The sequence below is a fragment of the Ruegeria sp. O5 genome (genome assembly GCF_056535105.1).
In genome coordinates this window covers 172,830-189,251 of the sequence record NZ_JBQERN010000001.1, presented here as the reverse complement: position 1 = coordinate 189,251, position 16,422 = coordinate 172,830, and the positions used below count along the sequence as shown (strand labels likewise).

Sequence of the window (16,422 nt, the reverse complement as noted above, 5' to 3'; positions counted from 1 at the left end):
GATAGTATATCAAAGCAAACCGAATTAACGGCTGACCAACTTGAACCCATTCAGTTCCACGGTCTCACAGTTGGATATCTTCAGCGAACCCATTCTGAATGCCGGGTTGTTTCATCCGGATAAAACTCTTTATAACACACCGTCTTGAGCCTTGACCTCCTGAGCCCTAAATTAAACGCAACGCGCGACAACGGAGACTTACATGTTCGGCATTCCCGGCAAACAGGCTGTGACCATGACACCTAAAGCCGCAGAACAAATCACCCGCCTGATGAACTCGGGTGGCCACGCTGGCTTGCGCATTGGCGTCAAGAAAGGCGGCTGTGCAGGCATGGAATACACCATGGAATATGTCGATCAGGCTGATCCGCATGATGAAGTTGTCGAACAGGATGGAGCACGCGTCATGATCGCGCCAATGGCGCAGATGTTCCTGTTCGGGACTGAAATCGATTACGAGGTGTCGTTGCTGGAATCAGGTTTCAAGTTCAAGAATCCGAATGTTGTCGACGCCTGCGGTTGCGGTGAATCCATCAAATTCGATGAAAGCATCACGCAGCAATCCTAGTTTGCGCCGGATAATCCCGTGACACGGGCCCGACCGAACGCCGTATTGTCGATCATAGCGCTTGAACCCACCCGATCCGTGGAATTGTAAGATCGCGTCGACAATGATATCCGCATCCTAAATCATCGAATGATCAGGGAGATACGGGTATGCGGCGCAGGCTTGCGGCAGGAAACTGGAAAATGAACGGAACCGGTGCTGCGCTGAGCGAGCTTGAAGCACTGTGCAAGTCTCACCCAGACGCTTCGGTCGATATACTCATCTGCCCTCCGGCAACATTGCTCAGCCGTGCCGCAGACACCGTACGCGGGTCAGCGGTTACCGTTGGCGGGCAGGATTGTCACGCGGCAAGCGCGGGCGCGCATACAGGCGATATCAGCGCCGAGATGCTGCTGGACGCGGGCGCGACGTCAGTCATCCTGGGTCATTCCGAACGTCGCGTAGACCATGAAGAGCATGACGAGGATATACGCGCCAAGGCCCGTGCAGCGATGGACGCGGGGTTAAAAGCGATCATTTGCGTAGGCGAAAGTCTGGAACAACGCGAGGCGGCCAACACGCTCGACATAATCGGCGGTCAGATGTCGGGGTCGATCCCGGATCAGGCAACCGGCGAGAACCTGATCATTGCTTATGAGCCGATCTGGGCCATCGGCACCGGCAAGGTTCCGACGCTTGATGAGATTGGGGAAGTTCACGACTTCATCCGCGCCCGGCTAGAGCGCCGCTTTGGCGAAGGTGTGGGCCGCTCTGTCCGTCTTCTGTATGGTGGGTCGGTCAAACCCTCCAACGCGGCGGAGATCTTTGCGGTTTCAAATGTCGATGGTGCGCTTGTGGGTGGCGCCAGCCTGAAGGCCGGGGATTTCACGGGCATTATTCAGGCGCTGGAGAGCGTCTAGGATTCGCCTTTACTCGGCAATATCTTCGGCCCAAAGCTCTGGCTTTTCTTCGATGAACCGCTGCATCAGTGCGATGCAGTCAGGATCGTTGGCTATCACCACCTCGACACCGCGTTCGCGCAGGAAGTCTTCGTTGCCACCAAAGTTCTGGGTATCGCCGATCACCACACGCGGGATACCAAACTGAACGATAGTGCCCGAGCACATCATGCAAGGTGACAACGACGTGTAAAGAACCGTATCCCGATAGGTTTTCTGACGTCCCGCTTTGCGCAAGGCATCCATTTCGCCATGTGCGATCGGATCCCCGCCCTGCACACGTTGATTACGCCCTTGTGAAACAATATCGCCACCCCGCGCCAGAACTGACCCGATCGGGCATCCACCTTCGTCAAACCCGGCTTTGGCCTCGTCATAAGCAACGCGTAGCAGGCGCTTGTCGGTCTCGGTCAGCATTCCGGTCTCCATTTCCCGTGTTTCCTGAACCCTGCCCAAGCGCAATAGCTTGGTCAATAAAGGGCTCATGCCAGCTTCATCAAGATAAGACCTGACACGATAAGAAGGGCCGCGAGAATCCGCGCAGGGCTTAGGGCTTCGCCCAGAAACAGGATGCCGACACAGAACGCCCCCACTGCCCCGATACCCGTCCAGATGGTGTAAGCCGTGCCTAATGGCAGGTCGCGCATCGCCAGCGCCAACAGGCCGAAAGACCCGATCATCGAAAGAGCCATCAATGCCGTAGGCCACAATCGGGTGAAACCAGCCGATTGCTTCATCGCTACAGCCCAGACGATTTCCAATAGGCCAGCAAAAAGAAGAAAGATCCAGGGCATATGACAACCTCGTATTCGTTCGGGTCGTCCCGAAAGATGTCCCATTATGGGGAGGTCGTCCTCTGAACCCCAGTTAAGCACTTGATGCCGGGGTTCAAGATACGAAAAAACCGGGCAGTCGAAACCGCCCGGCTACGTACATCGTCAAACCACCTAATTGGTTATGATTTCCGGGCCCATGAAGGTGTTGGGCAGGAATGTCGAGATCCACGGTATATACGTCACCATAATCAGGAAGACGAAGAGAACAGCGAGGAACGGCAGCGCTGCCCTAACAACGCTCATCATCGGCATACCTGCAACGCCCGAGGTTACGAACAGGTTTAGACCAACCGGAGGCGTGATCATTCCGATTTCCATGTTCACCACCATAATGATGCCCAGATGGATCGGATCGATGCCCAACTCGATGGCAATCGGGAACACCAGCGGTGCGACGATCACCAACAGGCCCGACGGCTCCATAAACTGTCCACCGATCAGAAGGATCACGTTCACAACGATCAGGAACGCCACCGGCCCTAGCCCTGCGGTCAGCATCGCCTCGGCGATATGCTGCGGCACCTGTTCGTCCGTCAGAACATGCTTAAGGATCAGCGCGTTGGCGATCACGAACAACAGCGTCACCGTCAGCTTGCCCGCCTCGAACAGAGTATGCTTGGTATCCGGGTGAAAGAACGCCGTGACCAACGCGTAAGGCTTTTTCAGCAGCGGCAGGTTCTGTGCGTCCCCTTCCGTACTCAGCGGACCCATGTCCTTGTAGACGAAACTGGCGATGAAGAAGGCATAGACGGCAGCAACAGCGGCGGCCTCGGTCGGGGTAAAGATACCCCCATAAATGCCACCCAGAATGATAACGATCAGGAACAGGCCCCAACCGGCCTCGCGGGCCGAGGTAAAGACCTCACCCCACCCCTTCCATTCACCCTTGGGCAGGTTCTTGACCTTTGCCATGACATAGATGGTGATCATCAGCATGAAGCCAGCCATCAGACCGGGAATAACGCCAGCCAGGAACATACGCCCAACCGAAACTTCGACGGCGGCAGCATACACAACCATCACGATGGACGGAGGGATCAGGATGCCCAGCGTACCCGCGTTACAGATCACACCAGCGGCAAACTCTTTGGAATACCCAACCTGGCGCATACCTGCGATGACAATCGATCCGATCGCCACAACCGTGGCCGGGGACGATCCTGACAGCGCGGCAAACAGCATACAGGCAAACACGCCCGCAATCGCCAGACCGCCGGGCAGATGCCCCACGCATGCAATCGAGAAACGGATGATCCGACGCGCTACACCACCTGTCGTCATAAAGGACGAGGCCAGAATGAAGAACGGGATCGCCAACAGGGTGAAATGCCCCTCGAACGCCTCAAACAGCGTGCCTGCGACAGAAGCCAGCGAACTGTCGGAATAGATCAGCAGGAACAGGGTCGAGCTGAGGCCAAGTGCAACCGCAATCGGAACCCCGATCAGCAGCAGGCCGATGACCATCGAGAAAAGAAGGATAACGTCCATCAGTCATGCACCCCTTGTTGTGCGCGGACTTCCTCAATCTCGTCCTCGACTTCGTGGCTGGCGACAAGGCGATCGGTCTCACCACGCCAAATTTGAACGGCGACCTGCGAAAACCGGATCACCAGCAGCAGCATGGACACCGGCAGAACCAGATAAGGTACGACCTTGGGCAGTTTTTCATACCCCTCGCCATAGTTGATCAGGTCTTCCAGAAAGCGCAGCGGCGCGACCATGGGGATGTCGTCTACCTCGTAGAAACTCTGGCTGCGTGCGCCGAAATCAAACCCGGTCGGGAACCAGCGGCCCGATGTTGGCGGCAGATCTGCAAAGACGGCCCAATAATCATATGCCCCTTTGAGCATCAGCAGAGAAAACACCAGACAGCATCCAACCGAGACCAGCGCCATTAGGCGCCTCGGTGCTGGCGCCAGCATGTTCAGGATTGCATCCACGCCCAGATGAGCATGTTTCTTGACTGCGTAAGACGCGCCCAGGAGCACCAGCCAGCCAAACGTGAACACTGTCAACTCAAGTGCCCATAGGATATTGGAATTAAAGACAAACCGCGCAATCACGTTGGCAAATGTAACGACCGTCATAAGGCCCAAAAGCAACGCGATCAGGGTTTCTTCGATATGGTCGATCAGCCCGCCCTGGCCGGAGTTCGCACCAGACATCTTTCAGTCCCCGCATTTTATTGAAGAGAGAGTTGAGAATGGGGCGGGCCATTTCAGCCCGCCCGGCCTGCGCGTCGAATACTCCCCAGTCCCCGGACGCGCGGTCTTTGACCGGATCAGAACCCGGCGTTGATGGCCTGTGCCGCGTCGATCTTGTCCTGACCCACGTCACCGGCGAATTTGTCCCAAACCGGTTTCATCGCGTCGACCCAGGCCTGACGCTGTTCAGGGGTCAGTTCACGGATGACGCCGCCTGCATCGATGATCGACGCTTTGGCCGCTTCGTTCACAGCAAAGGCTTCTTTGTTCCGGGTCTCGGTAACTTCGGCCAGAATAGTCAGGAACTGGTCCCGCACCGCCGGATCAAGACTGTCCAGCCAATCCACCGATGTCACGACCAGATAGTCGATGATGCCGTGGTTGGTTTCGGTGATACCGTCCTGCACCTCAAAGAACTTCTTGCCGTAGATGTTCGACCAAGTGTTCTCTTGCCCGTCCACAACGCCCTGTTGCAACGCGCCATACACTTCCGAGAATGCCATTTTCTGCGGGCTACCACCGATGGCTTCCATCTGTGCCACCAGCACATCTGACGACTGCACGCGGAACTTCAGACCGTTTGCATCCGACGGATCAACCAAAGCCTTATTGGCCGACATCTGCTTCATGCCGTTGTGCCAGAACGCCAGCCCTTGCAGGCCGCGGCGCTGCATGCTGTCTTTCATCGCCTGCCCTTCGGCCGAGGCCTGGAACGCGTCTACAGCGTCGACATTCTTGAACATGAACGGCAGGTCAAACAGGCGGAACTGTTTGGTGAACTTCTCGAATTTCGACAGCGAGGGCGCGGCCAGTTGCACGTCGCCCTGCAACATCGCTTCGAGAACTTTGTCATCGTTGTAGAGCGTCGAGTTCGGGTAGACCTCAACACACATCGTGCCGTTCATTTCATCGTTGACCCGCTGCTCCAACAGCGATGCCGCGATACCTTTGGGGTGTTTGTCGGTGTTCGTCACATGCGCGAACTTAACGACGATTTCACCTTCGTCGCATGCAGCCATACCAGCCGTTGCGGTTACTGTCAGAGCAAGCGCTGTTGCTGCCGTTGTCAGAAGCTTCATCTGATATCCTCCCAGAGTTCCTTGAAACTTGCAGTCGACGCCGGGTAAGCGCCGTATGGTGTGCAGTGAAGCGACTCAGGGTAAAGCACACAACTTTTGACTGCGATTACAGGAAATGTCTGATTACCTGTTTAATACCAAGGCGTTACATCTTTGCTGGTTCGGGTTCTGCACTTCACAGTTCTGAGCCGTGCGAAAACTCGCACATCCTCAGAGCGGCTTGTGCGGATTTCCGCACAATTTCCGAATCACTTCTTCGAATCAGATGTGCCAATCCGGTTCCTGCTTATCTGCGGTAATCCTCGGGACGAATCTGGTAGCGCGCCAGCTTGTCGTAAAAGGTCTTGCGCGGCAGCTTCAGCGCCTTGGCTGCATCTGATGCTTTTCCATTGTGGCGTCCCAAAGCTGCAATCAACAAAGATCGTTCAACCCGCGCCATCTGTTCGCTCAACCCCAGATCCGTTGCCTGCGTAACCTCCTCGGGCATTCCAAGAACAAACCGCATTGCTGCTGACATCAGCGAACGGGCGTTGCCCGGCCAGTCGCTGGCCATCAAGGCCGCGAGATGTTCGGACGAAATCTCGGGAATTGCGATGCCTGCCTGTTCGGCCGCTTGCGCCACATAGTGGCGAAAGATAACCGGAATGTCGTCGGGGCGTTCCGCCAGTGAAGGAACACGTACCCGCATCACATCCAAACGATAGAACAGATCAGCGTTAAACCGCCCTTCTGAGCATAAAGCAGACAGATCAGCGGTTGTTCCTGCAATAATGCGCCCCCCAGGACCGCGCTCGATGATCTCCAACGCCGCAAACTGCGTGGCTTGGGGCATGGCGGACACTTCGTCCAGAAACAGGGATCCACCCGCGGCATCGCCGCAGCTTTGGGCAAGGTCATCGGGGCTTAGGCTTGAAGCCGGACGTTTGACAAAAGGCCCCTGACCAGCGGGCGACATCAGGTGAACCACTTCGGCTACTTTGGATATGCCGCTGCCCGGCGGGCCGGTAACAAGGACTTCGGCCCCCGTCGGTGCGACTGTCCGCACACGATCTCGCAGCGCCTCGGCTTGCGGAGAAAGACCAAACAGCAAACGTGCGGCCGGGTCCCCCCTTTCAAGTTCGGATTTCAGGGCGCGCTGTTCCAACACTTGGGTGCGGGCTGCGAATGCGCGTTCAAGAACATCCATCAGGTCAGACGCAGCGCAGGGTTTTTCGAGAAAATCGAACGCTCCTTTTCCCATGGCTTCTACGGCCATTGGGATATCACCTTCTCCGGTCAAAAGGATCACCGGAAGCTCGGGGTCGATGTCCCGAGCATACGCCAACAAGTGGAAGCCATCCCGCCCGGGCATTCGAATGTCCGAAATAATCACACCGGGGAAATCCCGCCGAATATGATCCTTGGCCGCCACAAAAGAACCGGCTGTTGTCGGTGCGTAATCTGCAAGTTCAATGGTTTGCGCCAATGCCTCGCGAACAGCTGCGTCATCATCGACCAACAGAACCCTGCGCATCATGCAGCCTCTTCTTTTCCGTAGGGCTCCAGCTCGACGGTAAACACTGCGCCATCAGCCGTGTTTGCCCCGCGGATTTCACCCCCAAAGCTTTGAACAAGACCATATGATATAGAAAGACCAAGCCCCAGACCTTCAGATGATCCTACGCTTTTGGTCGAATAAAACGGCTCGAACACCCGGTCGGGGTCTTCAATCCCCGGGCCGGTATCCTGCACAGAAACGCGCAACCGGTCTTCTTCGTGCATCACAATCGAAATGTGCCGCTTGGGTCGCCCCAGCATCGCATCCGCCGCGTTATTGATCAGATTAACAAAGACCTGCACCAAGCGGACTTCCCCCCCCCAAACATAAACCGCAGCCTGTCCCGGTTCCCATTCCAGCGTCACATCATCGTCACGCAAACGGGTTTCGGTCAATTCGACGGCAGTTTTCAGAACCTGCACCAGATCGACCCGACCCATCGGTTCGCTTTCATTGCGAGCGAACGCGCGCAGGTTCTTGATGATCCGGGCCATGCGGGCGGCCATTTCCGAAATACGCCCAAGGTTTTCACTGGCCCTGTCACCTTTGCCGCGTTCAAGAAAGGCCGTACCATTGTCGGCGAATTGCTGGATCGCCATCAACGGTTGGTTGAGTTCGTGGCTGATCCCCGCCGACATCTGCCCCAACGCGCTGAGCTTACCTGCCTGCACCAGCTCTGCCTGCGCTTTTTTCAGTGCTGCTTCGGCCTCCTGACGTTCTGCAACTTCGCGGCGCAATGCGGTGTTTGCTTGGGTCAAAGCACGGGTACGCTGCGCCACCCGGCTTTCCAGAACCGTGTTGGCATTCGCCAGCGTCCGTCGCCGTTCCATCGCAAGATACAGCATCGCACCAAACGCCAGGCAGATCGCTGCGACCGCCGCCGCCTGCAACCCGGCAAGTCGCCGGGCCGGGGCCACGTCCACCAAAACCTCGGCGGTCATATCGATCACAGGCAATTCAAGCGTTAGGTGCAACGCATCGCGTGGCAAATACCGCCCCCAGTTCAGCCGCCACAATTCATGCTGGCCGACCCGCGTCGCGGCAAAATCCACCGAGGCACCCTCTGGCGGTGTCAGCCCGGACTGGCCAACCTCGCGGCTCCAGAACAGCAAGTCCGACCGGTTTGAGATGAAGACGACGCCGTCAGAATCAACAAAGAAAACGGCTTCGGTACTGCCCCGCCAAGTTTGTTCAATATCCTGGACATCGGCAACCACCATCACTGCACCTTCGACTTGCCCGGAGGCGGCAAAAGTCGGAGCGGCATAGGAATATATCCGGTCGCCACTGTCCGGAGCTACCTCATGCGCTGTGCCAGCCGCACCCTGCATGGCGCGCCTGAACGCTGGATGTGCGGACATGTCTCGCTGTGCCACTGGCTGTGCGGCGACCAGAACCCGACCGCTGCGATCCAGGTACATCATGTTGACGGCCGCTGTCTTGTCGGCAACGTCCAGCAACATCGCTTGCGCGTCATGTATTTGTGTCGGTGTATCCAACGCGTGCAAGGCGGGATGTGTCGCCATCAGAACCGCCAGTTCCTGGTAGACCTGCATCTGGGTGCTGAGCCGATCCGCCGCCAGTTCAAGGTCGGCTTCGGCCTTGTCGCTTAGCTGAGACAGCGCCTGACGATAGCCATAAGACCAAACAAAACCTGACAGCAGCCCGACAGCGGACAAAAAACCGGCAATGATCCAAACTCTCTGCATAGACAGGGTCTTGCATTCAACGCGGCTCGTGGCAAGTGTGCGTCGCATGAAGTCATTCTCGCAATCCCCGACAGACCCGGGTTTCGTTCAGAACCCCTACCCTTTCTATGATCAGGCCCGCGCTGCTGGTGATCTGTTCTATTGGCGCGACTACGATATGGTTGCTGCGACGTCCTGCCAGGCGGTGCGGGCACTTCTTCGCGACCGCCGGTTTGGGCGGGAAGTTCCGCCTGAATGCGCAACACAGGGCCCTGCCCATTTGGCCCCCTGGCTGGCTATCGAAGCCCATTCGCTGCTTGAAGCTGAATCCCCGCGGCATACCCGCCTAAGGGCGCTTGTCATGCGCGCTTTCACGTCGCGGGAAATTTCTGCATTGCAGCCTTCCATTGAATCGCTATGCCACAGTCTTGTCGAGGCGTTTCCGAATACACCTTTCGATCTGCTGAGTGCTTATTGCACTCAGGTCCCGGTGGTAACCATCTGCCGACTGTTGGGCGTTCCCGAAGACATGGCGCCCAACCTGTTGCAGTGGTCGCATGACATGGTCGCGATGTATCAGGCCAACCGGTCACAGGCGACCGAGGATAAAGCCGCCAAGTCGTCTCAGGAGTTCACGGATTTCCTGTTGGGATACATTAACCAGCGACGCAACGATCCGCGTGACGATTTGATCACCCGGCTTATCAGCGCCGAGGAGGAAGGCGAAAAGCTGTCCATCGACGAGCTGGTCGCAACATGCATCTTGCTGCTGAATGCAGGTCACGAAGCAACCGTGCATTCGCTGGCAAACGGTGTGAAAACCCTGTTGCAAACCCATACCAGCCCCGACGTTCTGGCACCGGACCAGATCGACGCAACGATCGAAGAAATCCTGCGCTATGACCCGCCTTTGCATATGTTCACACGGTATGCGTATGAAGACGTTGACATATTTGGGCATTCGTTCAGGCGCGGTGATCAGGTCGCGCTTTTGCTTGGCGCTGCAAACCGCGACCCTACCGTCTGGGATGAACCCGAAAGGTTTGTTCCGACGCGCTCGATTGAGGTCAACACAAGTTTTGGTGGAGGCATCCACTTCTGCGTCGGCGCCCCTTTGGCAAGGTTGGAAATGCGCATAGCCCTGCCCATTCTGTTCAACAGCTGCCCGAACCTGCGGCTTGCCGATCCGCCGACCTACTCAGACAGCTATCACTTCCATGGTCTGGAACGGTTAATGGTTCAGGTCTGACCTATATAAGGCGCGGATCGATCCGGCGCTGGCAGCACCTGCCTTCTATGCCCCTTCTACCAATGCGTTGAGGGGAAGCATCGTTGTGGACTTGATTTCTTCCATAGACAAAAGCGCGGTCACGTTGTGCACCCGCACTTCCGAAATCAGAGACTGGTAGAATTGATCATAGGCGCGCGCGTTCTTGACCCGAACCTTGAGAATATAATCGATGTCGCCTGCCAGCCGATGCGCCTCCTGCACTTCGGGATGTTCGCGCAATGCCTTAAGGAACTTGCGCTGCCACTCAGCCTCGTGTTCCGACGTGCGGATCAAAACAAAGAAAGTCGCCTCAAACCCTAGCGCTTCGGCATCCAGCAAAACCGTTTGCTGACCAATGATTCCCGCACTCTTGAGCTTACGAATACGATTCCAGACAGGCGTCTTTGAACTGCCGACCCGAGCCGCTATTTCGTCCAGTGACTGCCCTGCATCACGTTGCAGCTCGGCCAGAATTTTCCGATCCGTATCATCTATCCGCACCGACATTCCAATATTCCTTCCACATCGAAGCTTTCGTTCCAAAATTTTGTTTCGATGGAACGTTTGTCCTTATTTGAGCGCCCATATGGCGCTTTGGTGGGAATATTTCCTATATTGAGGGTCAAGTCAAACCACACCCGAGATGATCCGATGCAGGACGTTCGCACAACAGGCACCAAAGGGCATGTCGACTTTGTCGGCGCAGGTCCGGGCGACCCCGAGTTGCTGACACTCAAGGCGCTGACTGCGTTTGAGCAGGCTGATGTTGTGCTGCATGACCGCCTTATCAGTAAACCCGTTCTGGACATAGCCGGTCAAAGCGCCGCTTTGGTTGATGTCGGCAAAGCCGGGTTCGGTCCCTCCTGGAAGCAAAGTGATATTGACGCGCTTTTGGTCGAATATGCCCTGAATGGTAACCGCGTGGTCCGCCTGAAGTCCGGTGATCCCACTGTCTTTGGCCGTCTGGATGAAGAGATCGAGGCCGTCGAGGCGGCTGGAATCACGTGGCAGATCGTTCCCGGTATCACGGCGGCTTCTGCCGCGGTGGCTGGTATCGGCCAAAGCCTGACTCAACGCGGCCGGAATTCCTCGGTGCGGTTCCTGACCGGGCATGACATGAAAGGTTTTGCCGATCATGACTGGAATGCCCTGGCACGGGCCGGTTCGGTTGCTGCGATCTATATGGGCAAGAAATCTGCCCGCTTTATCCAGGGTCGCCTGATCATGCACGGCGCCGATCGCGCTACTCCAGTCACACTGGTCGAAAACGCCTCGCGCCCGAACCAGCGGATTCTGGCCACCACACTGGATCAACTGCCCGCCGACCTGGCCACCGCCGAAATGGACGGACCAGCCCTGACATTCTATGGCCTTGCCCCGCGCGAAGCGACGCAGGCCGTAACCGAATTCAACAAGGAGCTTGCCTGATGGCCCGCGCTTTTACCCCCAAAGTCGTCACCGCAAATGATTTGCTGATAGGTGACGTCATTTACCAGACCGAAGATGACAGTTGGACGCGTGATCTGTCGCAAGCGGAACTGATCACTGACGAAGCACATGCACAGGTGCGCCTGCTGGATGCGGCACGTCAGGCAAATAAAGTCGTGGGCGCTTATCTGGCCGATGCCGTTGCGGGCAAGAACGGCCCCGAGCCCACCCATTTTCGGGAAGATTTCCGCCGGACTGGTCCGTCCAACTATGCCCACGGCAAACAGGAAACTTCCCCGCAGCCCCGGGCCTGACCTCTGGCCATCTCTCTCCCCTTCAAGGCCCCTAGGTTCGGGGCTGCAAACAAGGACAGCTAGACATGTATCGCTACTCCGAGTTCGACACAGCATTTTTGGCAGAACGTAACGCGCAGTTCCGCGCCCAGGTCGAGCGTCGCATTGACGGCTCGTTGACCGAAGACGAATTCAAGCCGCTGCGCCTGATGAATGGGCTGTATCTGCAACTGCATGCCTACATGCTGCGTGTCGCCATTCCCTACGGCACGCTGAACAGTGCGCAGATGCGTCAACTGGCGCTGCTGGCCGAGAAGTGGGACAAAGGCTATGGCCATTTCACCACGCGTCAGAACATCCAGTACAACTGGCCAAAGCTGAACGACGTACCGGATATGCTGGACGCGCTGGCCGAGGTTGGCATGCACGCCATCCAGACCTCGGGCAACACCATCCGCAACGTGACCGCCGACCATTTCGCCGGTGCCGCAGCGGACGAGGTCGCAGATCCGCGCCCCTATGCCGAACTGCTACGCCAGTGGTCGACCGACCACCCCGAATTCCAGTTCATGCCGCGCAAGTTCAAGATCGCCATCACCGGTTCAGAAAATGACCGTGCCGTGATCAAAGCGCATGACATCGGCCTGCAACTGGTCGAACGTGACGGCGTTCTGGGCGCTCGCGTCATTGTTGGTGGTGGCCTTGGCCGTACGCCCATGATCGGCAAGGAATTGTCCGAGTTCGTCGCCTTTGACGACCTGCTGGCCTATCTGGAGGCCACCGTTTCCGTATGGAACCAGATTGGTCGCCGCGACAACAAGTACAAGGCACGTATCAAGATCACCGTGCACGAGCATGGCATCGACGCTATCCGCGCCAAGGTCAACGAACGCTTCCTGAAGGTCCGCCCGCAGTTCAAAGGCGCGGATATGAACCTGCTGGAAGAGATCAAGGGCCACTTTGCACCGCCTGCCTTCCGCCATGCTTCGGTTGCGTCGTTTGAAAGCGCCTATACCAACGATCCGGTCTTCCGCTCGTGGGTCGACACCAACATCGCGCCGCATAAGAATGCGGACCACGCGATTGTAACGATCTCGATCAAGAAGCATGGGGCAACACCGGGCGATGCAACTGCCGAGCAGATGCGCGTTATGGCCGATCTGGCCGAAGAGTTCGCCTATGACGAGCTGCGGATTAGCCATGAGCAGAACGTGATCCTGCCGCACGTCCACAAATCGGACCTGCCTGCAATTCACGCCAAGCTGAAGGAATACGAGCTGGCAACCGCCAATATCGGTCTGATCAGCGATATCATCGCCTGCCCGGGTATGGATTATTGCGCGCTGGCGACGGCGCGTTCGATCCCGGTTGCTCAGGAAATTGCAACACGGTTCGAGGACCTGAAGCTCGAGCATGACATCGGCCACCTGAAGATCAAAATCTCAGGCTGCATCAACGCCTGCGGTCATCACCATGTTGGCCACATCGGCATTCTGGGTCTGGACCGCGCAGGCGTGGAAAACTACCAGATCACTTTGGGTGGCGATGCGACCGAAACTGCGGCAATTGGTGATCGCACCGGTCCGGGCTTTGCCTATGACGAAATCGTTCCTGCCGTCGAGCGCATTGTCGACACCTATCTGAACCAGCGTGCAAGCGCAGAGGAGACATTCCTGGAAACATATCGCCGGGTGGGCATGGCGCCATTCAAAAACGCCCTCTACCCCGAGGCCCGCGCAAATGCCGCTTGACCTGATCCAGACGGAACTGGGCCGGGACAGACGCGAACTGACTGAACGTGTCGAAGACCTGAATGCCCGGTTCCGGCACCACAGCGCTCATGATGTCATGCATGGAGCGATTGATGAGATCGACGAGCTTGCCTTGGTCTCGAGCTTTGGCGCGGAATCTGTCGTGCTGTTGCATATGGCGGCGGTGGTGAACAAGGCAACGCCCGTTCTTTTCGTGGACACGCAGATGCTGTTCACCGAAACGCTGGAGTACCAGCAGGAGGTGAGCGAGCGTCTGGGGCTTACCAACATTCGCATCATCCGGGCCGAGGATGCAGAAGTTGAGCGCGAAGACCCATACGGTGCATTGCGCCTGCGCGACACGGACGCGTGCTGCAACCTGCGCAAGACGTTCCCACTGCAAAAAGCACTGGTGGGGTTCGATGGCTGGATAACCGGACGCAAGCGGTTTCAGGCAGGCACGCGCGCCGCGCTGGAATTCTTCGAGGTCGAGGACGGAACAGGCCGGATCAAGGTCAACCCGCTGGCCCATTGGGCACCCGAGGATGTGCGGGCCTATATGGAAGAAAACAACCTGCCCCGGCACCCGCTGGTGGCCAAAGGATACCCTTCGATCGGCTGTGCACCCTGCACCTCGCCGGTCAAAGAGGGCGAAGACCCCCGCGCCGGACGCTGGCGCGACCAGAACAAGGAAGAATGCGGCATCCATTTTGTCGATGGCAAGATGATGCGCGTCGGAGAGAAAACATGAACGTAATCGTAACGGATCAGGGCTTTTCGCCCGATGACTGGACCGACGGCTTTGTCACTCTGGATGACGCCGCCAATGACGTGGTCGCGCTAGACGTGAGCTCGGAGACAGACCCGGACGAACTGTTTGACCGGTTGGGCGGCACGAGGCTGGTTCGTGTAGACTTCCCGTCTTTCGCAGATGGTCGCGGATTTACCATCGCTCGCACATTGCGCCTGAAGGGCTACAAAGGCCGGCTGCGCGCCAAAGGGCATGTGCTTGCCGATCAATACGCCATGGCGCGCCGCAGCGGCTTTGACGAGGTCGAGATCGACGGAGAACTGGCAGACCGCCAACCCGAGGATCAGTGGCTGGCCCGCGCGAACTGGAAAGAGAATAACTATCAGGCTCGCCTGCGCGGCTGATCCCGCGATTGCCAGCCTGTGACGCAAAGGGGGCAATCTGTCCCCTTTTCCTGACTTGGATCAAAGATTAAACGGAGATGTCGGTTTAGCAGACCGGCAGGTAAACGATGACAGAGATGAAGCCCGTGAGCGAAGCAACCGCCGTAAAAGTCCCCGTCCTGCCGGACGCGCAAACTGTAACCGATGTCAAACACTGGACCGACAGCCTGTTTTCATTCAAGGTGTCTCGCCCGGCCTCGCTGCGTTTCCGTTCGGGCGAGTTTGTGATGATTGGTCTGCTGGGTGACAACGGCAAGCCGTTGCTGCGCGCCTATTCCATCGCCTCGCCCTCGTGGGATGAAGAGCTGGAGTTTTATTCGATCAAGGTTCAGAACGGCCCGCTGACCTCGAAATTGCAACATATCAAACCGGGTGACCAGATCATCCTGCGTCCCAAACCGGTTGGCACATTGGTGCATGACGCCCTGCTGCCCGGCAAGCGCCTGTGGTTTTTTGCGACCGGCACCGGCTTTGCGCCTTTTGCCTCGCTGCTGCGTGAACCGCAGACCTATGAGGACTATGACGAGGTCATCATCACCCACACCTGCCGCGAAGTGGCAGAGCTGGAATATGGCCGTCAGCTGATCGACAGCATCCGTCAGGACGAACTGTTGGCCGAACTGATCGGTGAAGGATTTGCCGACAAGATCCGCTATTACCCGACCACCACACGGGAAGAGAGCCCAAAGATGGGTCGCATCACCACTTTGCTTCAGGACGGCACCGTGTTTTCCGACTTGGGTATTGACGGTGGCATCAAGCCCGAAACCGACCGTGCAATGGTTTGCGGTTCGTTGGCTTTCAACCTGGATATCAAGGAAATCCTCGAAGGGTTTGGATTGCGTGAAGGTGCCAACTCGGAACCCAAGGAGTTCGTGATCGAAAAAGCCTTTGTCGGCTAAAGCAACCCTGCGTTCAGGGCTTTGCCACCCTGAACGCGAAAAACACCGGCAGAAAACAAGTTTTTTCGCATTACCCTGTATTTATGCCGCTTGAAGTGCGGCTCTGCCCGGTTTAAATTCCGGGCTCGAAATTCTGCAATCATCAAAGGAATGAACCCATAGCTCGCAGACCTCACAACGCGCCGCCACAGAGAGACACCGGCCCGCGCGTCAATGATAAGATCCGTGCCCCCGAAATTCGCCTGATTGGCGCCGAAGGTGAAAACGTCGGGGTGGTTCATCCCGCCAAAGCCATGCAGATGGCCGCAGATGCAGGTCTTGATCTGGTCGAAATCTCGCCCAATGCGAACCCACCGGTCTGCAAGATCATGGATTTCGGCAAGTACAAGTACGAAACGCAAAAACGCGAAAACGAAGCGCGCAAAAAACAAAAAGTCATCGAAGTGAAAGAGGTCAAGTTCCGACCGAACACCGATACGCATGACTATGACGTCAAAATGAAGAACGTCTTTAAGTTTCTGGAAAAGGGCGACAAGGTCAAAGTCACCCTGCGCTTTCGTGGCCGTGAAATGGCACACCAGAACCTGGGTCGCGAATTGCTGGAACGTGTGGCCGAAGACATCAAAGAGGTCGGCAAGATCGAAAACATGCCGAAGATGGAAGGCCGTCAGATGGTCATGATGATCGGCCCGCTTCCGCATAAGTAATCTGCTTAAAAGACAGAAACGATCAAA

At 57.0% G+C, this 16,422-nt stretch carries 17 protein-coding genes and 1 pseudogene; 10 read left to right on the top strand and 8 right to left on the bottom strand.

The window, feature by feature from the left end:
- Nucleotides 1–202 precede the first annotated feature (202 nt).
- Nucleotides 203–568 (top strand): HesB/IscA family protein, encoded by a 366-nt coding sequence (locus tag ACR0M3_RS00900; RefSeq protein WP_480485772.1) that lies wholly within the window; start codon nt 203–205, stop codon nt 566–568.
- Between the two features lie 149 nt (nt 569–717).
- Nucleotides 718–1,467, top strand: a complete 750-nt coding sequence (gene tpiA, locus ACR0M3_RS00895; RefSeq protein WP_480537770.1) for a triose-phosphate isomerase — start codon at nt 718–720, stop codon at nt 1,465–1,467.
- Between the two features lie 9 nt (nt 1,468–1,476).
- Here the strand turns inward: tpiA and ACR0M3_RS00890 are convergent, their stop codons facing one another.
- The 7 genes from ACR0M3_RS00890 to ACR0M3_RS00860 all read right to left on the bottom strand — a co-directional run bounded on the left by ACR0M3_RS00890 (nt 1,477) and on the right by ACR0M3_RS00860 (nt 8,919).
- Nucleotides 1,477–1,992 (bottom strand): nucleoside deaminase, encoded by a 516-nt coding sequence (locus tag ACR0M3_RS00890; protein ID WP_267364504.1) that lies wholly within the window; start codon nt 1,990–1,992, stop codon nt 1,477–1,479.
- A complete protein-coding gene (locus ACR0M3_RS00885) occupies nt 1,989–2,300 on the bottom strand; it encodes a DMT family transporter (protein WP_480481130.1) in 312 nt (103 codons plus the stop codon). The genes ACR0M3_RS00890 and ACR0M3_RS00885 overlap by 4 nt, the downstream gene beginning before the upstream one ends.
- 153 nt (nt 2,301–2,453) lie before the next feature.
- Nucleotides 2,454–3,830 carry a TRAP transporter large permease gene (locus ACR0M3_RS00880; protein WP_480505350.1) on the bottom strand — a complete coding sequence of 459 codons (1,377 nt, stop codon included), beginning with the start codon at nt 3,828–3,830 and terminating at the stop codon, nt 2,454–2,456.
- Nucleotides 3,830–4,507 (bottom strand): TRAP transporter small permease, encoded by a 678-nt coding sequence (locus ACR0M3_RS00875; RefSeq protein ID WP_480909281.1) that lies wholly within the window; start codon nt 4,505–4,507, stop codon nt 3,830–3,832. The genes ACR0M3_RS00880 and ACR0M3_RS00875 overlap by 1 nt, the downstream gene beginning before the upstream one ends.
- A 116-nt stretch (nt 4,508–4,623) precedes the next feature.
- The gene (locus ACR0M3_RS00870; RefSeq protein WP_209504066.1) at nt 4,624–5,625 is read right to left on the bottom strand and encodes a DctP family TRAP transporter solute-binding subunit; all 1,002 of its coding nucleotides are present in this window, start codon (nt 5,623–5,625) and stop codon (nt 4,624–4,626) included.
- A gap of 286 nt (nt 5,626–5,911) precedes the next feature.
- Nucleotides 5,912–7,141 (bottom strand): sigma-54-dependent transcriptional regulator, encoded by a 1,230-nt coding sequence (locus tag ACR0M3_RS00865; protein WP_480909279.1) that lies wholly within the window; start codon nt 7,139–7,141, stop codon nt 5,912–5,914.
- The gene (locus ACR0M3_RS00860) at nt 7,138–8,919 is read right to left on the bottom strand and encodes a sensor histidine kinase (RefSeq protein ID WP_480909276.1); all 1,782 of its coding nucleotides are present in this window, start codon (nt 8,917–8,919) and stop codon (nt 7,138–7,140) included. Before ACR0M3_RS00860 ends, ACR0M3_RS00865 begins: the two co-directional genes overlap by 4 nt.
- On the opposite strand from ACR0M3_RS00860, the gene ACR0M3_RS00855 reads away from it, so the two are divergent.
- Nucleotides 8,918–10,099 carry a cytochrome P450 gene (locus ACR0M3_RS00855; RefSeq protein ID WP_480897764.1) on the top strand — a complete coding sequence of 394 codons (1,182 nt, stop codon included), beginning with the start codon at nt 8,918–8,920 and terminating at the stop codon, nt 10,097–10,099. The two genes, ACR0M3_RS00860 and ACR0M3_RS00855, sit on opposite strands and share 2 nt — an antisense overlap.
- A gap of 45 nt (nt 10,100–10,144) precedes the next feature.
- Here ACR0M3_RS00855 and ACR0M3_RS00850 read toward each other — a convergent pair whose 3' ends face one another.
- Nucleotides 10,145–10,627, bottom strand: coding sequence for an Lrp/AsnC family transcriptional regulator (locus tag ACR0M3_RS00850; protein ID WP_267365581.1), 483 nt, complete (start codon nt 10,625–10,627; stop codon nt 10,145–10,147).
- A gap of 174 nt (nt 10,628–10,801) precedes the next feature.
- Between ACR0M3_RS00850 and cobA the strand changes: the two are divergent.
- The 7 genes and pseudogenes from cobA to infC form a co-directional block, all read left to right on the top strand.
- Nucleotides 10,802–11,548 (top strand): annotated as a pseudogene (gene cobA / locus ACR0M3_RS00845) (uroporphyrinogen-III C-methyltransferase); the annotation flags it as partial.
- Nucleotides 11,548–11,862, top strand: a complete 315-nt coding sequence (locus tag ACR0M3_RS00840) for a DUF2849 domain-containing protein (RefSeq protein WP_480485783.1) — start codon at nt 11,548–11,550, stop codon at nt 11,860–11,862. The pseudogene cobA and the gene ACR0M3_RS00840, both read left to right, overlap by 1 nt.
- 65 nt (nt 11,863–11,927) lie before the next feature.
- Nucleotides 11,928–13,592 (top strand): nitrite/sulfite reductase, encoded by a 1,665-nt coding sequence (locus ACR0M3_RS00835; RefSeq protein WP_480909273.1) that lies wholly within the window; start codon nt 11,928–11,930, stop codon nt 13,590–13,592.
- Entirely contained in the window at nt 13,582–14,343 is a 762-nt protein-coding gene (locus ACR0M3_RS00830) for a phosphoadenylyl-sulfate reductase (protein ID WP_480909271.1), read from the top strand. The genes ACR0M3_RS00835 and ACR0M3_RS00830 overlap by 11 nt, the downstream gene beginning before the upstream one ends.
- On the top strand, nt 14,340–14,747 hold the full coding sequence (locus tag ACR0M3_RS00825; RefSeq protein ID WP_480909268.1) for a DUF934 domain-containing protein: 408 nt from the start codon (nt 14,340–14,342) through the stop codon (nt 14,745–14,747). Before ACR0M3_RS00830 ends, ACR0M3_RS00825 begins: the two co-directional genes overlap by 4 nt.
- A gap of 107 nt (nt 14,748–14,854) precedes the next feature.
- Nucleotides 14,855–15,688, top strand: a complete 834-nt coding sequence (locus ACR0M3_RS00820; protein ID WP_209504075.1) for a ferredoxin--NADP reductase — start codon at nt 14,855–14,857, stop codon at nt 15,686–15,688.
- Between the two features lie 116 nt (nt 15,689–15,804).
- Nucleotides 15,805–16,395, top strand: a complete 591-nt coding sequence (gene infC, locus ACR0M3_RS00815) for a translation initiation factor IF-3 (protein WP_480492811.1) — start codon at nt 15,805–15,807, stop codon at nt 16,393–16,395.
- Nucleotides 16,396–16,422 lie beyond the last annotated feature (27 nt).

What these genes read in the sequence shown, in the direction of transcription:
- ACR0M3_RS00890 (WP_267364504.1), bottom strand. Translation starts at nt 1,992, where the DNA reads ATGAGCCCTTTATTGACCAAGCTATTGCGCTTGGGCAGGGTTCAGGAA.
- ACR0M3_RS00825 (WP_480909268.1), top strand. Translation starts at nt 14,340, where the DNA reads ATGAACGTAATCGTAACGGATCAGGGCTTTTCGCCCGATGACTGGACC.
- ACR0M3_RS00880 (WP_480505350.1), bottom strand. Translation starts at nt 3,830, where the DNA reads ATGGACGTTATCCTTCTTTTCTCGATGGTCATCGGCCTGCTGCTGATC.
- ACR0M3_RS00860 (WP_480909276.1), bottom strand. Translation starts at nt 8,919, where the DNA reads ATGCGACGCACACTTGCCACGAGCCGCGTTGAATGCAAGACCCTGTCT.
- ACR0M3_RS00830 (WP_480909271.1), top strand. Translation starts at nt 13,582, where the DNA reads ATGCCGCTTGACCTGATCCAGACGGAACTGGGCCGGGACAGACGCGAA.
- ACR0M3_RS00835 (WP_480909273.1), top strand. Translation starts at nt 11,928, where the DNA reads ATGTATCGCTACTCCGAGTTCGACACAGCATTTTTGGCAGAACGTAAC.
- tpiA (WP_480537770.1), top strand. Translation starts at nt 718, where the DNA reads ATGCGGCGCAGGCTTGCGGCAGGAAACTGGAAAATGAACGGAACCGGT.
- ACR0M3_RS00885 (WP_480481130.1), bottom strand. Translation starts at nt 2,300, where the DNA reads ATGCCCTGGATCTTTCTTCTTTTTGCTGGCCTATTGGAAATCGTCTGG.
- ACR0M3_RS00855 (WP_480897764.1), top strand. Translation starts at nt 8,918, where the DNA reads ATGAAGTCATTCTCGCAATCCCCGACAGACCCGGGTTTCGTTCAGAAC.
- ACR0M3_RS00850 (WP_267365581.1), bottom strand. Translation starts at nt 10,627, where the DNA reads ATGTCGGTGCGGATAGATGATACGGATCGGAAAATTCTGGCCGAGCTG.
- ACR0M3_RS00875 (WP_480909281.1), bottom strand. Translation starts at nt 4,507, where the DNA reads ATGTCTGGTGCGAACTCCGGCCAGGGCGGGCTGATCGACCATATCGAA.
- ACR0M3_RS00900 (WP_480485772.1), top strand. Translation starts at nt 203, where the DNA reads ATGTTCGGCATTCCCGGCAAACAGGCTGTGACCATGACACCTAAAGCC.
- ACR0M3_RS00820 (WP_209504075.1), top strand. Translation starts at nt 14,855, where the DNA reads ATGACAGAGATGAAGCCCGTGAGCGAAGCAACCGCCGTAAAAGTCCCC.
- ACR0M3_RS00840 (WP_480485783.1), top strand. Translation starts at nt 11,548, where the DNA reads ATGGCCCGCGCTTTTACCCCCAAAGTCGTCACCGCAAATGATTTGCTG.
- ACR0M3_RS00865 (WP_480909279.1), bottom strand. Translation starts at nt 7,141, where the DNA reads ATGATGCGCAGGGTTCTGTTGGTCGATGATGACGCAGCTGTTCGCGAG.
- ACR0M3_RS00870 (WP_209504066.1), bottom strand. Translation starts at nt 5,625, where the DNA reads ATGAAGCTTCTGACAACGGCAGCAACAGCGCTTGCTCTGACAGTAACC.